Source organism: Chryseobacterium taichungense, assembly GCF_900109935.1.
In the GTDB taxonomy this organism is placed as follows: Bacteria; Bacteroidota; Bacteroidia; order Flavobacteriales; family Weeksellaceae; genus Chryseobacterium; species Chryseobacterium taichungense.
Genome location: NZ_FOBV01000001.1, coordinates 623,065 through 643,313 on the forward strand (window position 1 = coordinate 623,065; position 20,249 = coordinate 643,313).

The 20,249-nt window shown below is 30.1% G+C and carries 16 protein-coding genes; 10 read left to right on the plus strand and 6 right to left on the minus strand.

Annotation, left to right across the window (positions count from 1 at the left end; genetic code table 11):
• From BMW64_RS02895 to BMW64_RS02905, 3 genes are read right to left on the minus strand one after another with little or no spacing between them, the layout of a single operon-like run.
• Nucleotides 1-1,977 carry a site-specific DNA-methyltransferase gene (locus BMW64_RS02895; RefSeq protein ID WP_089998319.1) on the minus strand — a complete coding sequence of 659 codons (1,977 nt, stop codon included), beginning with the start codon at nucleotides 1,975-1,977 and terminating at the stop codon, nucleotides 1-3.
• Nucleotides 1,964-2,728, minus strand: coding sequence for a DUF4391 domain-containing protein (locus tag BMW64_RS02900; RefSeq protein ID WP_089998320.1), 765 nt, complete (start codon nucleotides 2,726-2,728; stop codon nucleotides 1,964-1,966). The genes BMW64_RS02895 and BMW64_RS02900 overlap by 14 nt, the downstream gene beginning before the upstream one ends.
• 29 nt (nucleotides 2,729-2,757) lie before the next feature.
• Nucleotides 2,758-5,886, minus strand: coding sequence for a DEAD/DEAH box helicase (locus BMW64_RS02905; protein WP_089998321.1), 3,129 nt, complete (start codon nucleotides 5,884-5,886; stop codon nucleotides 2,758-2,760).
• Between the two features lie 197 nt (nucleotides 5,887-6,083).
• Between BMW64_RS02905 and BMW64_RS02910 the strand changes: the two genes are divergently transcribed.
• Nucleotides 6,084-7,142: a tyrosine-type recombinase/integrase gene (locus tag BMW64_RS02910; RefSeq protein ID WP_089998322.1), complete on the plus strand. Its 1,059-nt coding sequence runs from the start codon at nucleotides 6,084-6,086 to the stop codon at nucleotides 7,140-7,142.
• A 242-nt stretch (nucleotides 7,143-7,384) separates the two neighbouring features.
• Here the strand turns inward: BMW64_RS02910 and BMW64_RS02915 are convergent, their stop codons facing one another.
• From BMW64_RS02915 to BMW64_RS02925, 3 genes are all read right to left on the minus strand, one after another.
• Complete coding sequence (locus BMW64_RS02915; RefSeq protein ID WP_089998323.1) at nucleotides 7,385-7,660, minus strand: helix-turn-helix domain-containing protein; 276 nt, start codon at nucleotides 7,658-7,660, stop codon at nucleotides 7,385-7,387.
• Nucleotides 7,661-7,888: 228 nt separating this feature from the next.
• Nucleotides 7,889-9,613, minus strand: coding sequence for a DNA methyltransferase (locus BMW64_RS02920; protein WP_089998324.1), 1,725 nt, complete (start codon nucleotides 9,611-9,613; stop codon nucleotides 7,889-7,891).
• Nucleotides 9,614-9,688: 75 nt separating this feature from the next.
• Nucleotides 9,689-10,774, minus strand: a complete 1,086-nt coding sequence (locus tag BMW64_RS02925; RefSeq protein WP_089998325.1) for a hypothetical protein — start codon at nucleotides 10,772-10,774, stop codon at nucleotides 9,689-9,691.
• A gap of 168 nt (nucleotides 10,775-10,942) precedes the next feature.
• Here BMW64_RS02925 and BMW64_RS02930 point away from each other — a divergent pair, with 168 nt between their 5' ends.
• From BMW64_RS02930 to BMW64_RS02970, 9 genes are all read left to right on the plus strand, one after another.
• Nucleotides 10,943-13,351: a hypothetical protein gene (locus BMW64_RS02930; RefSeq protein ID WP_089998326.1), complete on the plus strand. Its 2,409-nt coding sequence runs from the start codon at nucleotides 10,943-10,945 to the stop codon at nucleotides 13,349-13,351.
• 429 nt (nucleotides 13,352-13,780) lie between these two features.
• A complete protein-coding gene (locus tag BMW64_RS02935; RefSeq protein ID WP_089998327.1) occupies nucleotides 13,781-14,395 on the plus strand; it encodes a recombinase family protein in 615 nt (204 codons plus the stop codon).
• Nucleotides 14,396-15,019: 624 nt separating this feature from the next.
• Nucleotides 15,020-15,481 carry a hypothetical protein gene (locus BMW64_RS02940; RefSeq protein ID WP_089998328.1) on the plus strand — a complete coding sequence of 154 codons (462 nt, stop codon included), beginning with the start codon at nucleotides 15,020-15,022 and terminating at the stop codon, nucleotides 15,479-15,481.
• 10 nt (nucleotides 15,482-15,491) lie between these two features.
• On the plus strand, nucleotides 15,492-16,298 hold the full coding sequence (locus BMW64_RS02945; RefSeq protein WP_089998329.1) for a hypothetical protein: 807 nt from the start codon (nucleotides 15,492-15,494) through the stop codon (nucleotides 16,296-16,298).
• 48 nt (nucleotides 16,299-16,346) lie between these two features.
• Nucleotides 16,347-16,616 carry a hypothetical protein gene (locus BMW64_RS02950; RefSeq protein WP_089998330.1) on the plus strand — a complete coding sequence of 90 codons (270 nt, stop codon included), beginning with the start codon at nucleotides 16,347-16,349 and terminating at the stop codon, nucleotides 16,614-16,616.
• 481 nt (nucleotides 16,617-17,097) lie between these two features.
• Complete coding sequence (locus BMW64_RS02955) at nucleotides 17,098-17,331, plus strand: hypothetical protein (RefSeq protein WP_143052631.1); 234 nt, start codon at nucleotides 17,098-17,100, stop codon at nucleotides 17,329-17,331.
• Nucleotides 17,325-18,119 carry a hypothetical protein gene (locus BMW64_RS02960; RefSeq protein WP_143052632.1) on the plus strand — a complete coding sequence of 265 codons (795 nt, stop codon included), beginning with the start codon at nucleotides 17,325-17,327 and terminating at the stop codon, nucleotides 18,117-18,119. The genes BMW64_RS02955 and BMW64_RS02960 overlap by 7 nt, the downstream gene beginning before the upstream one ends.
• 26 nt (nucleotides 18,120-18,145) lie before the next feature.
• On the plus strand, nucleotides 18,146-18,583 hold the full coding sequence (locus tag BMW64_RS02965; protein WP_089998333.1) for a DUF1573 domain-containing protein: 438 nt from the start codon (nucleotides 18,146-18,148) through the stop codon (nucleotides 18,581-18,583).
• Nucleotides 18,584-18,990: 407 nt separating this feature from the next.
• Nucleotides 18,991-20,124 carry a restriction endonuclease gene (locus BMW64_RS02970; RefSeq protein WP_089998334.1) on the plus strand — a complete coding sequence of 378 codons (1,134 nt, stop codon included), beginning with the start codon at nucleotides 18,991-18,993 and terminating at the stop codon, nucleotides 20,122-20,124.
• Nucleotides 20,125-20,249: the final 125 nt, after the last annotated feature.

Sequence of the window (20,249 nt, forward strand, 5' to 3'; positions counted from 1 at the left end):
CTAAATAGATTTCACATTTTCAATACCCACCTGTCTCAAAGTTTGCACCGTATTGGTTTTATCGGCATCATTGGCAAAACCGGAATCTTTAAAGATAACAGATGGATTGGTATCCGAAGATTCTTTGTGCCATTCACCAATGGCTTTAGCAACATCTGTTTTGATCTGATCACTTAAACAAATGTACATTGATCCAAAACCGATATTGTAGATTTTACAGTCTCCAACCACTTTTCCTTCGATTGGTAATGTTAGCTCTAAACCGTATTTTAAAAGAATCTCAAACAACACATCTTCTTCTGTTCTATTGGATTTAATATGGTCTCCATTATTTTCTGCGAACATATCTAATTGCCCTTCAAATTCATCAACCGATGTATCCCAAGCCAGAATATTAGAAGAATCTAATTTAAACACACGGAAACCTGTATCTAAATTTTCAATTCCGTCATTATTTTTATTTTCCTGTTTCACTAATTCACCTGCTCTGCGAATACGTTCCTTAGTTATTTCTGCGATAGTTTTATATCCTTCTTTATAGGCTTCTGACTTCTCATCAGTTGGTTCGGGCAATTGTACAGAAATATATTTTCTACTGCTATTCTCTTCTGCATTTAAAGCTAAAACAGAATGAGCTGTTGTTCCAGAACCTGCAAAAAAATCTAGGATGTAATCTTCAGTCTTAGTAAAAGCCTGAATATGCTCTTTTATAACATTTATAACTTTGGGTGTATCAAATGGGATTTGTAATTTTTGCAAAAGTTCAGTATCACTACCTCCATAATACAATATTGAAGATAAATTTTCATATAAATTATCTTTTAACAAATACTTTCGCTCAGGTTGTTTATTTTCATTCTCTCCAAAAAGTATTAAATTATCTTTTAAAAGAATCTGCATGGTAACACTTGGATATCTCCAACCTCTATCAGGAACAGGACATGCTTTTTTTGTTATTGGATGAATTAAAGGCAAAAAGTAGTCATCAGGAGCTTTCTTTTTATTTGGCCAAGCCATAGAAACACCTCTATATACATCTCCATTCTCGTCAATTTTCCTATATGCCTTTTCGCCTCCACTAAAATCATTCTGAGAATTAATCCACTTTGAGAAATCCCTATTGATTTCTTCTAAAGAATAATCACTTGTAATTTTACTGTGATATTCTTTAGCCTTCGATAATATTATTCCTGCATTTTTTTTTGGTCTTACTAATTCATTCTTTGATAAATATTCTTCTTTATTTTTAGCATAACACATAATTTCTTCATGTTGATAAGCAATTCCTCTTGAATCACCCTTTGGGTTACGTTTATCCCAAATGATAGTTCCTAAATTATTTTCAGAACCGTATATCTCTTCAAGTAATTTTGATAAATTGACTGATTCATTCTCATCCATATTAATTAAAATCACACCATCATCCTTCAATAAATTTCTTGCTAACTTTAATCTAGGATACATCATGTTTAACCAATTACTGTGATAACGACCATCACTCTCTGTATTGGTGCTTAGTTTTTTGCCTTCTTCATCTTTTTGTCCTGTTAATTCAAGATAATTATTTAAATTATCTTTATAATTGTCTTTATAAACGAAATCCTTCCCTGTATTATATGGAGGATCAATATAGATCATCTTGATTTTGTTGCTGTATGATTTCTGTAACAATTTCAGAACTTCCAAGTTATCACCCTCAATAAAAATATTTTCGGTAGAGTCCCAATCTTTACTTTCTTCTTTACAGGGTCTCAATGTTCCGGTAGAGACTTTATTGGCTTCTTTTTGGGCTTCGGTCTTACCTGCCCATGTCATTTGGTAAAACTCTTTATCTTTTTGGACGTATTCTCCAACCAATGCCTGTAATTCTTCAATCACCAATTTTCCTTCACTAAAAGCTGTAGGAAAGATTTCTTTTAATCTTTCAATATTCTGCTGAACAATATTTTCTGAGGTCAATTCATTAATCTTTTCCATGTTTTATCTGAGCTTGTAGTTCGTTTATTTTTTGTTTGAGGTCGTGAATTTCGGAATTTATCCTGACTTTTTCACTCATTTGAGTGACCGATTTTAGTTGTTTTTGTTGGAGGTTAATTTCCGATTGATAGTTTTCAACAGATTCATTGATGATTAGTAATTCTTCTGTCATTTCATACGTTCTTATTTTGAACTCCTTAGTCAAATCAATAAGGTTGTAACTTTTGATGACGTGTAGATAGTATTCGTAAAATGATTTAAGATTGATGGTATTGGCATTTGCGAAAGATAAGGCTTCAAGAAAATCTGTTTGTGTTTCTTTAATCAAAACGGAAAACAGTTCATCTGAAATTACCCTTAATCTTTGGTCATTTTTGTTTATGGTTTTGGTAGATAAACTGATGTGAGAAAGTAATTCATCTTCAGATTGTAAAATTACAAGACAATGATGAGGAATAAGTTTATGGATCAATCGAGCAACCGGTTTATAATTTTTTCCGTAAACATCAGTTCGTAAACTGACAACAATAAAATAGACTTCAACGAAAGATTGAGAGTCATCAAAAGACTCAGGAATATTGGCGTTCCCTTTACTCACAATTCCAAAAATCCGGATACTTTGAACGTCTGATCCATCCAAAAGTTTTGCTTCACTGATGGTTATTCCATCCTGTTCTTTTAGGGAAACTTTTGTAATGGGAATATTGAGGGTACAATTGTCGGGTAACTTAAAAATTTCTTTCCAATTCATTAATGTGATATGTGTTATTAATTTTTTATTTAGTTTACAATAAGATAACTTATGACTTCGTATTCTGATTTTTTGCCTGATTTTCCGATTAACGAACCGTTTGGATTGAAGATTGAGTTAAGTTCCATTGTTTTTTCTTCCCCAGATAAATGATTTTTTACAATGTCTAAAAGTTCCACGTATTGGTTCATGTGTTTACCTGATTTTGATTTAATATTAAGCTGCTTCAACAATTCTTCTTTTACAGATAATTTTCCAAATGATAGTTTTTTAAATATATCTAAGGCTCGTTTTCCCATTCTCATCGGTACTTTAACTTCACCGTCATAAGTAATGTAGACCAACGAATACGGATGTAATAAATTAGATTTTAGTTTATCCTCAAAATTATTTTCATCTAAATCTTTAAGACAAAATAAAACTCCGGCAGGATGATCAACCAGATTATTTTCCACCAAAGAGAAAATCCCACTGGCAAATAATTCGTACTGTTTTAATTCCTCTTCTTTTATACGGTCAGCATCTATTTTAAAGTCATTAAAAGTAAGATCGGAAATGGAGATTCCACCTTCAAGGTCTTCCAAATCAACCACCGAATCTTTCATTTTTTCTAACTGTTTTCTTCGGTACTCCAATTCTTTATTTTGCCCGTCACGGTCATCTATCACATTATCATCTCCGGTAGCTGAAATGTCGAGAATCTGCATTCGACCTTTTACACGTTGAATCAAATCTATGTATTGATCTAATTCAATGTCGGGATAAAAATTGACTAACTGTATTTGATCGTTTTTAGAACCAATCCTGTCAATACGACCAAATCTCTGAATAATACGTACCGGATTCCAATGAATATCGTAATTGATCAGGTAATCACAATCCTGTAAGTTTTGTCCTTCTGAAATACAATCGGTGCAAAATAACAAATCAATTTCACCTTTCTGATCGGGAAAAATACTATCACGAGTTTTGGAAACTGGTGAGAAGTTGATCAGGATGTTCTGTAGATTTGTTTTGCACCCTTCTAAATTAGTTTTGTTGGCATCACTACCGGAAACCAACGCTGATTTTAATCCATATTCAGTCTCAAATTCTTCAGCACAGTTTTCATATAGATACTTCACCGTGTCGGCAAATGCAGAAAAGATTATTACCTTCTTATTGTTGGGATTGATTGGGTTTTGGATTTTCTGAGAAATGATATCTTTTAGATCTCTAAGTTTTTGATCTCTTCTTACTGTTATAACTCTACACTTGAAGTACAGGTCTTGTAATATTTCAAAGTCCGATTCAAGAAACTCTCTGAACTTTACCAAATCCATATCCTGTAACAGAACTTTTACTTTACCACCGATAAAAAGATCATTGAGTTGTTCATCATCAAAATCGAAATCCCGCACGTCCATTTCCTCAACAAATTCTCTGTGATTTGCTATCTTGTCAAGAAGAATTTCAATATGTTTCAAAAGTTTTTCCACAGTCAAGCAAAAAGAATATATCGAAGATTCCAATCTTTTTAAAAGATTAACCCTCATTAATGTAATAATACTTTCTTCTCGGTCTAATTGGCTGAAAACAGCACCTGTCTTGGTTTTTGTATCATATTTTTCGGCATAAGCCTCTTGCAAATGTTCAAAAACGAAATACATCGGTGAGTAAAACTTTAAATTTAATGATTGTAGATAATCATTAATATCTGTTATAGAAAACTCTTTGTTATCTGTATCGAAGTCGCTGAATTGAGAAATCGGTTTTAGTCTTGTTGGAAACTTACCAATATCCGCAACATCATAATATTTCTCAATATGTTTTCTTGATCTTGATATGGTGAAAATATCTAAAAGTTTGAAATAGTCACCATCCAATCTGTTGATAAGATCTTCTCTTGTGGGATTAGATTGTTTCATCCAAGTATTAAATTTTCTTTGTGCTTGTGTCAAAGTAAGATCAATACTTGAAATTCCTTCATTTATTAATGCTTGATCATTCGTCTCCGTGATGAAAGCTAGTTGGTTTCTCAAGTCGTTTAATTTTGTATTAACCGGCGTTGCAGATAGTAAAAGCACCTTGGTTCTAACACCGGATTTTATTACATCTCTCATCAATTTTTCGTAACGAGAGACTGTTCCTTTTGATGGATTATTATTTCTAAAGTTATGTGACTCATCGATCACAATAAGATCGTAATTTTCCCAATGAACCGTTTCAAGATTTACATCTCCGGACATTCCCTTTTCACGACTTAAATCGGTGTGGTTGAGGACATCAAAGTTGAGTCGGTCTTGTACTAAAATATTTCTTCGGTCATTAAGGCGGTAAGTAACCCAATTATCTCTCAATTTTTTGGGTGCAAGAACAAGAACTCGATCGTTTCTAAGTTCATAATACTTAATGATTGCTAAAGCTTCAAAGGTTTTACCTAAGCCAACAGAATCAGCAATAATACAACCGTTAAATTTTTCAATTTTATCTATCGCACCTAAGACTGCATCTTTTTGAAAATTAAAAAGTTTATTCCAAACAACAGAATTTTTAAATCCGGTTTTCATCAATCGTTCCTCATTAATATCTTCCGTAGTTTTTCCTGCAAAGATTTTTGAAATGGAATATTTATAATTTACTTCCGCAGATTTCAAGACATCCGCTTGTTGATATAAGTTAATCAGTTCTTTTTTACAATCTGTACCGCCATTCCATAAATTTTCAAATGCTTTACCGAAAGAATTTGAAGAATCGTCAAGACCGAAAATCATATAAGGTTTCCCATCTTTAATGAGCCCAAGTGTAGTTTCGTTGAAATTATTTGGTGCAAATTGGAATGATCTATCATCAACAGTCATAAAACTGTTACCTCCGGTAATCCCCTTTTTAACAGAAACAGACTTTTCGATAAAATCTAAAACTTGACGAAGGCGGTAGTAAGTTTGAAGTTTTGCATTGGTTTCATTTTCAGATAAATCTTTAACAAAGGATGCTTTTTGGAGATCAAAATCTGTTTTCTGAATGAGTAGTTCAATAGACTTACAGTTTTGGAAAGGTTCTAATAAATCGAAAATTGCGTTAAAACTAAAATTGTTTACACAAATTTTGACAGTAGAATTAGGTTTAATAATTTGAATTAATTCGTTGTAGAATAGTATATCTTGGTTATTGATCACGTCTGATTACAGTTTTAAAGTTTAAACCTATTTTCTAATTCTAAAAATGTTGAATTTATCATTAGTACAGGACATAATTTCAAATATACGAACAGTTATTATTTTGTAATTGTTTTTTTTTAAAAAACTCCACTTTTAAATCCAGCTTGCTAGGCAATGTAGATTTTCCGCTGTATCTTAGCCTAAATCAGCATATTATGAGTATAACATTATTATTAAGAAAGACGGTTGGACAGGCAACAATCTATTTAAGATATAAACCAAGTAGAGAGTTTGATTTCTTTTGGGCAAGTCCTTTTTCAATCGACGCAGAAAGTTGGGACGCCAAAAGTGGAATGTATAAACTATCGTTCAAAAAGAAAAGTCCTAAAGATGAATCCCAAAAAATATTGAATAAAAATATTGACGAGTTTAATATTAAACTGAATGAGTTAAAAAATAATCTGAACAGTTTTCTTCTGATGAACAATTACAATGTCACAAAATCACAGATTAAGAGTTTTTTAGATTTGAAATATGGCAAAAATAAAAAGAAATCTGAGAAAAAAGCGGTGAGTCAATCAGTTTTTATATCTCAATTGATAGAAGATTACATCAAAGAAAAAAGTGTTTTCGCTTTAGGAAAACACAAAGAGTTAACATCTGCTTCCATTAAAAAATTCAGAGTAATCAAGAATAAATTATTTAAGATTAACTCAAAACTTACAGTTTCAGATATTGATGATAATTTTAGAAATACTTTTACAGACTGGTGTACAAAGAACCGGTATGCACCGATGACGATAGTAAAAGAACTGAAGATCATTAAAACGTTTATCAAGTTTGCTAAATCGAAAAAACATAAAACAAGTGATGAAGTTCCCAATTGGACATTCTATATAGAACCCAAAAATTATAAAGATCCTATATTAAGTTTAGAGGAAATTCATAAAATCAAAGTTCTTGATTTGGAATTAGATTACCTTGATAATGCTAGAGACTGGTTGGTTATAGGTTGTTATATGGGATTGAGGGTTTCAGATTTACTAAGATTGAAAAAAACTGATATAATTGATCATCATTATATCACCTTGGTACAAAAGAAGACAAATGATCCTGTTACTGCAATACTTTTAGATCCGGTAAAAACGATTTTAGACAAAAGATGCGGTGAGTTCCCTAGACAGATATCTGATCAAAGATTTAATGAATACATAAAACTTGTCTGTCAATTAGCAGGAATTAAAGATTTAATTTTTGGTGGAAAAATGATTTAATAAAAGAAAAATATTTGACCATTACGAAAAGTGGGAACTAATAATTTCTCATATTTGTAGAAGGTCTTATATTACCAATTTTAGATCAGTGCTAGGAGACGAAGGTATTATGGTAAATACCGGTCATAAAACAACTTCCATGGTAGAACATTATGACCAAAATACTATGTTGGAAAAAGCGAAAAAAATCAGATCAAAAATGTCTGAAAATCTAGAGCTAATTTATATCTAAAAAAAGAACCTCAAATGAGGTTCTTTTTATTTGTTGGTAATTCAGATTTTTTAAAATAAACTCTATTACCAATATAATGAGGTTTTAAAATATCTAATTTGACCCATCTCCCAACACTTGATATATGAATTCTAAGATATTCTGAGACTTCTTTTCGTGTTAATAATGTGTCATCCGGTCTGTTTGAGGTATTTCCCATCATATTTTTAATCTCAGATAAAATCACATTTTTCATATCTTCAATTAGTTCTTCTTTGGTAAAATTCTGTAAATATATTTGGTTCATAATTTTAAATTTTCTTTATTGATTCACAGTCTAAATGATTTTGAAAGGTATTATAAGGAGGGTTAAGCAACCTTATCATATTAATAATTGTTTTTTGCGATCCAATAAATTTTTCCATAGGAAATCCTGTTGGTTATATTTTGACAAATATTTGTTGTAGGACAATAATCTTTTTGAAGTTATATTACCGGATCGCTAATTAAAATTTATTCTAAAAGAATGATTAATCTATGCAACATTTTGAAGATCATGTTCGTTGGACAAAAAATCATTTTTTAAAGTAAGATATTCATTTTCATTATATTCAGAAATACCTCTTTCAAGGACTTCTGAAATTTTAGGAATATTTTTATCGTAAAGTTCACTGATGATTACTTTACGGTTTAGCATTAATGCTGCTCTTCCTGTCGTTCCGGTACCACCAAACGGATCCCAAACAGTACCATTCTCAGGAAAGAAAGATAAAATAAATGGAATTGGAAGAAGTGTTGGAAAAGATCCAAAAAAACCATTTTGTAAACCGTCCTGTTGAGATCTTTCTCTCGAAATATTTAACTTCAAAATTTGTTCAATATCATTATCACATAGAAAATTTCTAATGGTACGGTATTGATTTGAAATATGATAAGAGTGTTTAAGATTGGCACCTTTGTTTCCCTGTTCCGAACAACCTTTTTTTACGGTAGCTGATCTTGTAGGATCATAGATTTTTAATTGGTCATAATAATAATCCTTTGATTTAGAAAAAATTAGAATAGACTCGTATCCATTCACAAATCTTTTAGTCTTATTTCCTTGTGGTTTATTATTGGATTTTTGCCATATAACTTGATCAATAAAAAGGAAACCTGCCTTTTGCATTTCAATAATCAAAAGTGCGACAACTCCAACGCAAATCCCATCTTGATATGAGTCGTGCAAATTAATAATTATAGCACCATCATTAGTCATATTGTCAGAACCAATTTTCATAATCGCAACTATATTGCGCACGAAGGATTCAGGTTTCTTCTCCCTTCCAATTTCAAACTCAGTATTTTTTGAGTTTTTATCTGAATATTCAATCTGGTTAAAGTAAGGTATTGATGTTAAAATTCCGTTAATAACAGTTCCTTGTGGGAATTTTGTGTCCAAGGAGTTACCTGGCAAGATCATAAATCTTTCGTCAGAAGTATTTATAATTGGTCTGATTTCAGTAACGCCGATTTCTTTTTTATTATTATATTGACGGATTAAAGACTCAGCCTTTCTGAGGTCATATTTATTTTGCAAAAGACCATCAAGAATTTTCGCTTCACTCTCTTTTCCAAGATCATAATTATATTTGGGATTTGAAAATATCTTCAAAACCTGATTTACTTTTTCAAAAGATACTTCATTGTTTAAAAGTTTTGTTGAAAGATCGAGTGTATTGTTTGGATTTTCTTTTTCAAAAATTAAAGCCTTTTTAAATGTGATGACATTATTACGTCCCCAACCTCTGCCATATTGTTCTGAAATAAACTTGTATTTTTCATTATAGGTACTCTCATCTAACTCTGACTCAGTAGCTATAATTCTAAAATAATGTGATAGAAGTCTCTTCCTTTCTTCAATGGTGGGTACCGAATTGATATTAAACTCTATAATCCAATCCTTAAAAATATCAGAAGAGTCCGGGGATTTTTCTAGAATAATGCAATCGACCTCGTTTAAATTTAAATCTTTAAGTGCTAAAAATCTTAAAACACCGTCTACTATGATATATTTGTCATCAGATTTTACAACAACAATTGGAGAGCAGTAACGGGTTTTTTTAATTTTTTTTGCTAAATTTTTAATAAACTGTTTTTTCTCTTTTCTTTCAAAAAGTTCATCCCACTCCTTAGATACTTCTAGTTGAGATAGCTTTAGTCTTGTTACAACTTTTAATAGTGGTAAAATAACTCCGGATTTTAAAACATTCTTATTCATAAGTATTAATTTATTTGTTAATTTTTAATACTTCAAAGATCCAACTATCCGAATTTTTTTTGAAAAAGTGTCGCGCTACACTTTTACTCTATATTGTTGTAGTGACGGATCGAGTTCAACTTGTGAAGATTCGAACTCCAGCCAATAATGGTGACCATACTCCTTACTTTTTTTACTTTTGTAATGAAATTTTTTGTACAAACTTTCGATTGTTAATGAATTCTGAATATACTTTTTAATTCTAGTATGATATGTACTCATACTATCCACATAGCCTATCATGTGAAATTTATTTTTATACTCTCCGGTAACTTTATGAAGTGAAGTGAATTTATCTTGAATCTCTTTTTTTTCCAAAAAATCATTATGCCCGATCTTTAAATTGTGATTAATTAGATAAAACAAGTAGATGTGAGCCAATGTTTTAGCATTACCAAAATTAATCTTGTGTCTTCCTACGCTAATTTGACCATATTTATCAACCGAAATGGTTTCATTCACATTTAAATTTAAATCGTAATTATCTGTGATTCGATTTCTAATTATTGTTAAAGTACTTTTGATTTGATTAAGAGTTGGTTCGTCATTTCCTCTATCAATAAATTTTTCCTGACAATTTTTACAGATGTAACCGGACATTATTTTAGCGTAAATTTCTACTCTATTTCTACCATAATCGTTTATACATCCTTTTGAATTCAGATGTATTTCTTGCATTAATTCAGTTGATCCTAAATTTATTTGTGACAAAGATTGGAATATGTTTTCAATAATTTGGTGAGCAATGGCAAGGTAGGATCGATCCTCTGTAATCTCTTCCCAGTCATTAGAGTTGATAGCAATATTTTTGAATACAAATGCACTATACCATGACTCCTTACCGTCTAATGTAATAGCTTTAGGTTTTTCAATTTTTTTAGACGTTATTAAAATACCATAATTTTCAAAAACATTATTTTCACCTTTTAACTCATTACAAATTTCTGAGATAGATTCAAGAGTTAGGGATTTGCTCTGATAATATAATTTATAATAACCGGTTGATGACCGGTAAGGTAAAATTTTGAATTTTAATGAACCTTTACTTTTATTTAGCATATCAACAATTACGGAAATATCTTCTGTAAGATGATCGTCTAATGTAAACAGATAAATTGTCATTTACTTTTTTTGTGAAAAATAGCTAGAATATTAAACTTATGCAAGTACAATTAAGTGCTAAATAATGCTAAATTTTACACACAGTTTTGGTTTTTCCATTTGTTGCGGTTATATTTTTATTGAGGACGGTTACCCGAAATCATAAACTTCCTTAAACAATAAAAAATAATGGAAGAAAAAAAATTTAAATATTCTGTAACTAACAGAATTTTCAACGAAAAGTTGGGAGATGGTTTGTTTAAAAATGTATATAATTCAATGGCCCCAACAGAAACAAACATAAATGATTTCTCAAGATTAATCTTAAAACCAAATGCACACAGTTGGTGTGGTGGTGTATTTTCGGGATTGATAAAAGATGACAACTGGATAGAATCTTCGATAATTGGGATGGACTTCGATAAAGGAGAAATAACATTAGAAGAGGTTTATTCTAAATTCAAAGAATTTGATATTATTCCAAATCTGCATTATGATACTTTCAGTAGTTCCGAACAACTACATAAATTCAGAGTTGTTCTATTTTTCGATAGCCCAATTACATGTATAAAGATGTACACGAAAATAATGAGAACTTTGGAAAAGTTATTCTCCACGGATCCCAACTGTAAAAATCCTTCCAGAATTTTCTATGGTGGAACAAACATCAATGTAACCAATGAAAATCCCCTTTCTCTCGAATATTTTATTCAATTCATTGATATAAATACAATTGCCAGAGATAATAATCTTACAAGAAGTATTATTGATATTACTTCAATTGATGCTAATTTCTGTAAACCCTTATATTCTAATGATAAGAATGTACATTTTTTAGCATCACATAATAAATTAAATTGTACTTCTATAGCAGGGGAAAAAGTAATCAATTGGGATCAGGCGTGCGAAAAAATAAAAATACTAAATGATTTCAATAGTGGAAAATGGCTATATCATCAGGAATTATTAGGATTGGCAACCAATCTCATGTATGTGAGAGGCGGATTAAAGAAGATGAAATCAATCATGAATAAATTTAACAAATCTGGTGAAACGGATTATTCCAAAAATAACTTTGCCATTTTACCTTATGTTAAATATAAAGGATATAATCCGATTCCAGTCCATAGGTTTTCATCCTATCAGGAAGATCAGGAGATTCATGACATTATAACAGAAGTTCTAAATATTCGTGGACATATTGAGATCTTAAAACCGGTTAAGAATATAAGTCTCAAAGAGGCGGAAGATAAAATGATTTCAAAATTCACTGAGGTTATTTCAAATGAAGAAACCGGTAAGACCTATATTTTCTCACTGCCAACCGCCATTGGTAAAACTCGGTTGCTTGAAAATTTGGAAAAGTGTATTATTGCCTTACCCACCAATCATCTGAAGAATGAAATAAAAGAAAGAATGAATGTTGCGTATAGTTATTCACCAGATATGATTCAGTTTAAAGATCCATTTCTCAACAAAAAAATAGAATATTTTTATCAGATCGGATTACCGAAAAAATCCATGAAAACCATACGGAATGTTGCGGAAGGAAAAGATCCATCCAACAAGGAAGATGTACAGTTGGCAATAGATTACTGTCATCAACTCGACCTGTGTGATAATCCAGAAATAACCGTTTTATCAACACATAAAAGAATAATTAATTCTGATTCTCTTTTGCACAAAACCGTAATTTTTGATGAAGATCCTCTTAATACATTAATTGAAATAAAAACAACTTCAGTCAAAGATATAGTTGGAGTGCAGTATCTCTATAAACCTTTAAAATCGGTAACAGACTACCTTTTAGGTCTTAAAGAGGGAATTTATGAAACCCCATTATTTGATATAGATGAGGATGATTTATTTAAATTTATTGATGATAAAAGAATTTTGGAAACCAACGTGTTTGATTTCCTCAACAGTAAATTCTTTATCAAACATGAAGATTTTATTCATTATATTATGAAAAAGGAACTACCGAAAAATACAAAAAATATTATCCTTTCAGCGACCATTCCAATTGATTTTTATAAGAAATTGTATCCAAATATTGAATTTGAATCCATTGACATAAGAAATGTGGAACAGGTTGGAAAGGTCATCCAGTATACCAGGCGTTCATGCTCAAGAAGTGGTCTGGAAAGATATGGTCACAGTGTTAGTGTGGAAGTTGGGGATCAAACAGTCATTACCTTCCAAAAACTTAAAGGGTTATTTAAAAATCCAACACAAGATATCCATTTTGGGAACTGTTCCGGATACGATTATTTGAGTGGTAAAGACCTGACCGTTGTTGGAACACCACACCGAAACAATATTGAATATTTCCTTCTTGCTAAATTAATGGGAGTAAAATTCGATTATTTTAACTCGCCGTTCCGGTACCAAAAAATTGAATATAATGGTTTTAAGTTTATGTTCAATACTTTTGATAATGAAGATCTCAGGAAAATTCAACTACCATTAATAGAATCAGACTTGATACAGGCAGTTGGAAGAGCCAGAACTTTAAGAAATGAATGTATAGCAGAAGTTTATTCCGGTCTTCCATTATCAATAGCTGACGAATTTATCATCAAAAAGAAATCTGCGTAATTATCAAAAGTCCAATTTCCAGACAAAAAAATGGAAAAATTTTTATTTTTATTTTGGGGTCTGTGTTTATATCAAAGTTTTTTTTGATTAAATATAGGAAAGTTCCAAACTCGGGAGAAAAAATTGGCAAAAATATTTTTTCACGATATCATCCCCTATATTTTAATGAAGTTAAAGGGAGGCGGGACGGAGGGAGGATTTAAGGTAAGGGGGCGGGGGTATAATAATTAGATGATAAATATTGAAAGGTGCTAGTAAGCACCTTTCTTTTTTATTAGTAATTGATATACTGTTTTGTTTTGCACCTATCCTGCGGTCGAATAAATTAATATAAAAAGTAAAGCTATTTGAAACGCTAAATAATGCTAAATGCGTAGGCAGAACAGCACTTTAGCTGTAAATTTAATTTGAAATTTAAATTACATCAATATGAGAGTGAAATACAATAGAGTTTCAACCATGCTTCAAACCGGAAACAGATTTGAAGTGGATAAGGATAAATACGACTTAGTACTACTAGACAAAATTTCGGGAGCAGTAAGTTTTAAAGATCGTCCGAAATCCAAAGAGTTAATTCAACTAGTTGAAGAAGGTAAGGTGAGAGAAATTGTTGTAGAAGAACTGTCCCGGCTTGGAAGAAATACCGGTGATGTTATTAGAACTCTTGAGTGGCTCGATGAAAAAGAGATTAATGTGGTGGTAAGAAATATGGGTCTTCAATCCTTACCACATGGAAAGAAAAATCCTGTATGGAAAATAATCTCCACAATTATGTCTTCATTATATGAACAAGAGTTATCAAATCTTAGGGAAAGGATTTCTGCCGGTAGAATAATCTCGAAACAACGCGGACTGGTAACCTTCGGAAGACCCATCGGATCCAATGAAAGTGATGCAATCTTTATCAATAAACCAAAAAATAAGAAGGCGTTGGAATATCTGAAAAAAGGAAGAACTTTGAGAGAGATTGGAAAACTCCTTGAAATGTCAACCAAAACAGTACAAAAAGTAAAAAATGTTGCTACGAAACTTGAAATGATTTGATAAGAATTGTTTCATTTATAACAAATTACTTTTATATATTAAAAAAATTAACGTTAATTTCAATTAGATGACGGTATTTTTTGTGCAAAATAATTTCATTTTTGAATGGTGAAAATTAGAACAAACTTAATGGTCATAGTATTTAACAGTGAATTAAATTATTTTTCAATTTAAAGTTAAGCCTGCAAATACTTACGACAAAAAATACTATAAATACACATTAAAAGTACCGTAAAATCATAATAATTATGTAAAAAAGAACATAGTTTTAAAGCATTTTTAAAGTTTTTATATATCAGAAAAGACTGTATAAGAATTAATAAATTTTCAATTTATAAAAAGACTGACTATATTTGCTGTAATTAGGATTATAAAAATCCAATTTTAAAGACATTTCGAACACATAGAATGCTTGTCTAACGACGTCCTCAAGAAAATCTGGTAAATTTTATTTGGAGGGATTATGTTAGCAACTTCCATGTCATATCTATATGGCATGGGGATGCTACATTTTCGACTCCAACGGTTTACCAGAACCTTCTTGATAGAATTTGTTAGTAGTCCTCATGCTTTCTTTATTAATAACAATTCTTTTTGGGACTGAAGAAATAAAAACTTTTAACAATGAAAAAAGTTTGTCTATCAATCTTAACTATCCTATTACTAACATCATGTTCAAATGGTGATTCTGAAACAACAGAAGAAAACAAAAATCAATCACAGCAATTCATCGGCAAATGGCACCGATATAAAACTATTATTCTAAATGGAAAGACTGATGTACCTTTAAATTCTTATAATCACGCAAAATGTGAGATAGAGGCTATACATGAGTTAACCTCCAATAGTAAATATCTGTTGACGAACTATGTTTTAAATTATTCGACTAACCAATGTCAGCAAATTGGAGGTGTTGAAACATACCCATATTCTTACAGTTCTTCAACTAACATCTTAAATATTGATGGTGAGAAATATTATATAAAGCATAGCGACTCAAATGAACTCATTCTTCAAGATTATGACTATTATGACCAAAATGGTGACGGAACAAAAGATAAAAAGTTAGACTATTATAAAAAATAGAAAACATATCATGAAGTTAACTGATTATCTTGAGAATTTTGACTTTGAGTCACTCATTTCTACAACCTTTTTGTTACCGTTTTTTGCTATTATTATAATAATCAAAATACTATCTGTAATACTTTATTCATTTGTAGCGGAACATGATGAAAAAGAAATTCCTAGAGTTACGGTATTTTCTATTTGGCTTGCCTATTTCATATTTTCATTCTCAATGTTGATTATATATGATTATTTCGACAGGAAAGAAAAGTTGGATTTCCGGTTTACCCATACAATAGTGACTGATAATCAGAACCGGAAATCTTCTGTAACTGATAACAGTGGAAATAATGAAACATTGGAAGAAATCAATGGTGATAATAAAAATTCATCAACATTTTCACGGAACGATATTGTAATGTCAGACAACATAGAAGAGGGTGAAGAATATCAATATATTCCTTCTGAAAATGAACTTTTAAGTTTAGAAAAAGATCAACATTACCTTTCAATATTTAAACAATTATGTTCGGAGGCAAAAAATCCTAAAAATTTGGAAGAAATTCCATCACAGATTTGCGGTAGTGAAGAAGGCAATTGCAAGTGGTGCGGAAATTCTTTTGTTCAAAACAAATATTTGAAACCCTCATATCAAGCGGTTGCTGATGAAATTGGTATTAGATTTATGTTTACTGGGGATGGTTGGAACTCTCCAAATATATATAAGTACGTAAAAGACTATGAAAAAGGTATAAAAGTTCAATGTGTAACTGATAAGAAGGAATTTTGTTCTTTAAAATGCGAGAAGGAATTTAAAAACGATAGAGGTTACTAAATTTTGAACTTCAGTCCATTAAAACTTATAATAATTAATACTAAATCAATGAAGAAATTATCTTTAATTGGAATTTTGATCAGTATTTTAGGAATCATTCTTTCATTTGCTGTAATTGACAATCATACAAATTTTTACAATGCATTACATTACGCATTAGGAATATCGTATGAAGATTTTGAAATTGATACACCGAAAATGAGAATATATAAAACTGCATCTATTTTAGACAATGGAACAAATATTTGTTTTTTCTTAATGTTTCTCTTTGCATATCAACTTTTCATATGTGTAAAAGTTTACCGCTCGAAAGATTAGAAAATTATTTCAATGATTTGCCATTAATTCGAATTTACTACTATTAAGTAATATTAATACGACTTATATTGGTATTAATTAATGTTTTGGATATATTACGTGCTTCGGGATTGTTGATAATTATATAAATAGATTTCTTGACCATTTAAATTGAACCGGTATTTAAAAAAAATATTTTTGATTGAAACAATAATTTTCAATATCTCATCGTTAAATGAAAAAAACTAATAATTTTGAACCTCTATCCATCAGCAAAATTGCTATTCTTAGATTTCAAAAAGTTATTCCAAATTAGTCAATTTATGGAAGTTTTTTAATAAAAACTCCTTGAAGAATATGTTGCGCAACAGAAAGGTAGGAAGTAGCCCGAAAACCTACCGCCGAAAGGAAAGTTTGAATTTCTCTGTTGAAATTTGACAAAATAAGTAGGGACATGAAAATATTAAATTCAATAACTATGAAAAAGAAATTTTTAGTGGGTATGTTAGGCTTAGCATCCATATTTGCACTAAGTTCATTTGATGATACTCAATCAGACGAATCGACATCCCGTAAATTTTGGGGAAGTGAAATAACAGGATATGGCCCATGCTCGCCAACCGGAGAAATACAGGCAGATGGTACGCCGGTATGTGGATGTGAAGTCCAAGTAACATATCATGTATTTTGGGTTGGTGTAAGCACACATACAGAAACAATGTACACTTCATGTTAGTAAACGAACATAGTAAAAAACAAGGGAAAAGAGCTACGCTCTTTTCCTTTTTATTCTTCTCTTTGCTTTTTAAAAGTCAGACTTTTATTAGGAATTCGGATGAAAAGATTTTCGAAAATATCACCGTTTTACACGAACAAAAAAGCGTTGAGATTGATAAATCTAATTTTAAAAACTTTCCATTTGATACTAAAGATAAAATAGTTTATAATGGAAAATTATTGGATTTCTCAATAAGTCATGACACACTATACTTTTTTGATAAAGTAAAAGAAATTGAAGAAGTTCATATTTCAGGTGATAACTTGAATAATAAAAAAGAAAAAACAATAAATGGTAATGAATTAAAACGTTATTCAGCAGCAATATTTCCGAACAATTTAGTTGCAACGTTTATTCAAGTAGATGTAAAAAAGAAGACTTTTGTTAAATCAATTACTTTTTTTCCAGAGCCTGCGTCATTTCCTAATGATATAAATGGCAGTATTGAAATTCAGATATTACCCAATGTAAATGGTTTTCCTGATAATGATAATCCTATCTTGTCATTTCAAAAAGATATTTCTGAAACTGTGCAGAAGAAATGGGATATCGTTTTACCTAAGATTATTAAATATCCGGAAAACGGTTTTTTTGTAACCTTTTTTTATAAATCTGTTGATAAAAGAAGAACAGCCATTTTAAAACTTAACAAGGATACCTATTCATATTTTTATTATCCTCAGTCCAAAGAATGGAAAATGGCAACCTTTAACGGTTACTTATATAAATTGAAAATATTGCAATAATAAACTATAACTATGAAACTTATAATATGAAAACATACATCTGTATATTTTTTCTATGCCTGCTATCTTGTAAGGAAGAAAAAATCACTAATAAAAGCAGATTTAATCTAAAAAACAGTGATGAAATTTATAAAAAAATATCAAAAATACCGGACAATCAATTAACAAAAATAGAAATTCCAGAGTTTATCGATTTAGATACTATAAATGGAGACAATAAAACTGTTAATATTACAATAAGAAATAAAGGCAACCGAAATTTAACTTCACTTACAATTAAACCACCATGTTCATGTAATGAGGTCTCAAAGTACGATAGTGTTATGTTACCAAATACTTCACAAACTTTTAGCGTTAACATGAAATTTGACAAGATAGGTAACTTTTATCAAGGTATTACGGTTTACGGAAGTTTTTACCCTTACATAAAGAAAATATATGTTGAAGGTTACAGAAAAAAGTAAAAAATCTCAGTTACTATTTAAGGTAGGACCATGCTGTCTTTTTTTACAGCTGTGAATAATTCACTGTTAATTTTAACGGATTATAGAGAATGGAAAGATTGATATTTTATCATTAAAGTTTATGTCTTGGCAGTCCAATTTCAACTAACATCCTCTTTAATTTGACGGTGAATATCATATTGTCTTACTTTATCATAAGAATACCGGGGATCGGGGATCACCGGCATCTTTGCCATTTTATGAATAGTAACGGAGATATTAAAAAATTAAATCGTCATTTTAATCTTGACTAAGATTAAAAGAAAGTGACTATAAAATAGTTTAAATTTAAACCAATTCATAATCAACGATATATTTGGAATTAAAAAAAGAAAATTATATCTTATCCATTATCTTACAATTATAATATGAAAGCATCACAACAATTAAGAAATCCTGAAAACTGGCAAGATTTTGAAAACCTATGTAAAAAATTGTGGGGTGAGATTTGGAAATGTCCTGAAATCAAAAAAAACGGTCGTCAAGGACAATCTCAAAATGGAGTAGATATTTATGGGATTCCAAAATATGAATCTGAATATTATGGAATTCAATGTAAAGGAAAGGATTTATATACTAACAAAGCATTAACTAAAAATGAAATAGATAAAGAAATCAACTATGCTTTAAAATTTAAACCTAAACTAAAAAAGTTTTACTTCGCCACAACTGCAAATAAAGATGCAAATATAGAAGAATATATAAGGATCAAAAATATAGAACATATAGAAAAAAAAATATTTGAGGTGCATTTATATTGTTGGGAAGACATTGTAGATCTTATAAATGAAAATCCGGACACTTATAATTTCTATGTTAACAGTATAAATTTTAAATCTAACAATTCGGTAAAAGTCACATTTGAAAATGGAAAATCCGAATTAGAGATCAATCCCAAATTTAGAGAATCGGTTATTATCTATAAACCCAAAATTGTTCCCATAAACGAAATGACTACAACAGCATTTTTTGGTATGTTTGCGAATCAACAAAAAATTTTTGCTCCAATAACAACCTTTCATAATTACAAAATTAAAATCAATCAAAGCTTTGCAAAGTTCAATATTAAAATACAGAATACCGGAAATGCACCTATCGAAGAGTTTAAAATTATTCTTGAAATTAATGGTGATATAGATGATCTCGATAAAACAAATAAGATCATACCTAAGTATAGTTTAATAGAGTATAATACTATCACTCCAGACATTTATATAGATAAAGAGATACAATTGATTAGCATCATTCCTAAAAAGAATATTTTAGTTGGTGATGACATATATATATCAGATGAAATCTTTATCAAACCATTAAAAGAAGAAAATGTCATAGTTGTTAATTGGAAACTTATTTCGAAATCTTTTAAACAAAATGGAGAATTAAAAATAACTGTAATTCCAGATATTAAAAGAGTTTATAATGAAATTCTTGTTGAAGATCCTTTTAAGGTTGGAATAACAAAAAGTGAAATTGATGATTTTATTATTGATATCGAAGACTAAAGTATAATCTTTCCAATAAAATTTGGTAGTAAAATATCTAACATATCATCATAAATACCTTAACTGAATTATTATCTGTTCAAAAATCAATAATTTTTTTTTAAGTATCTTATGTTGACAAAGTG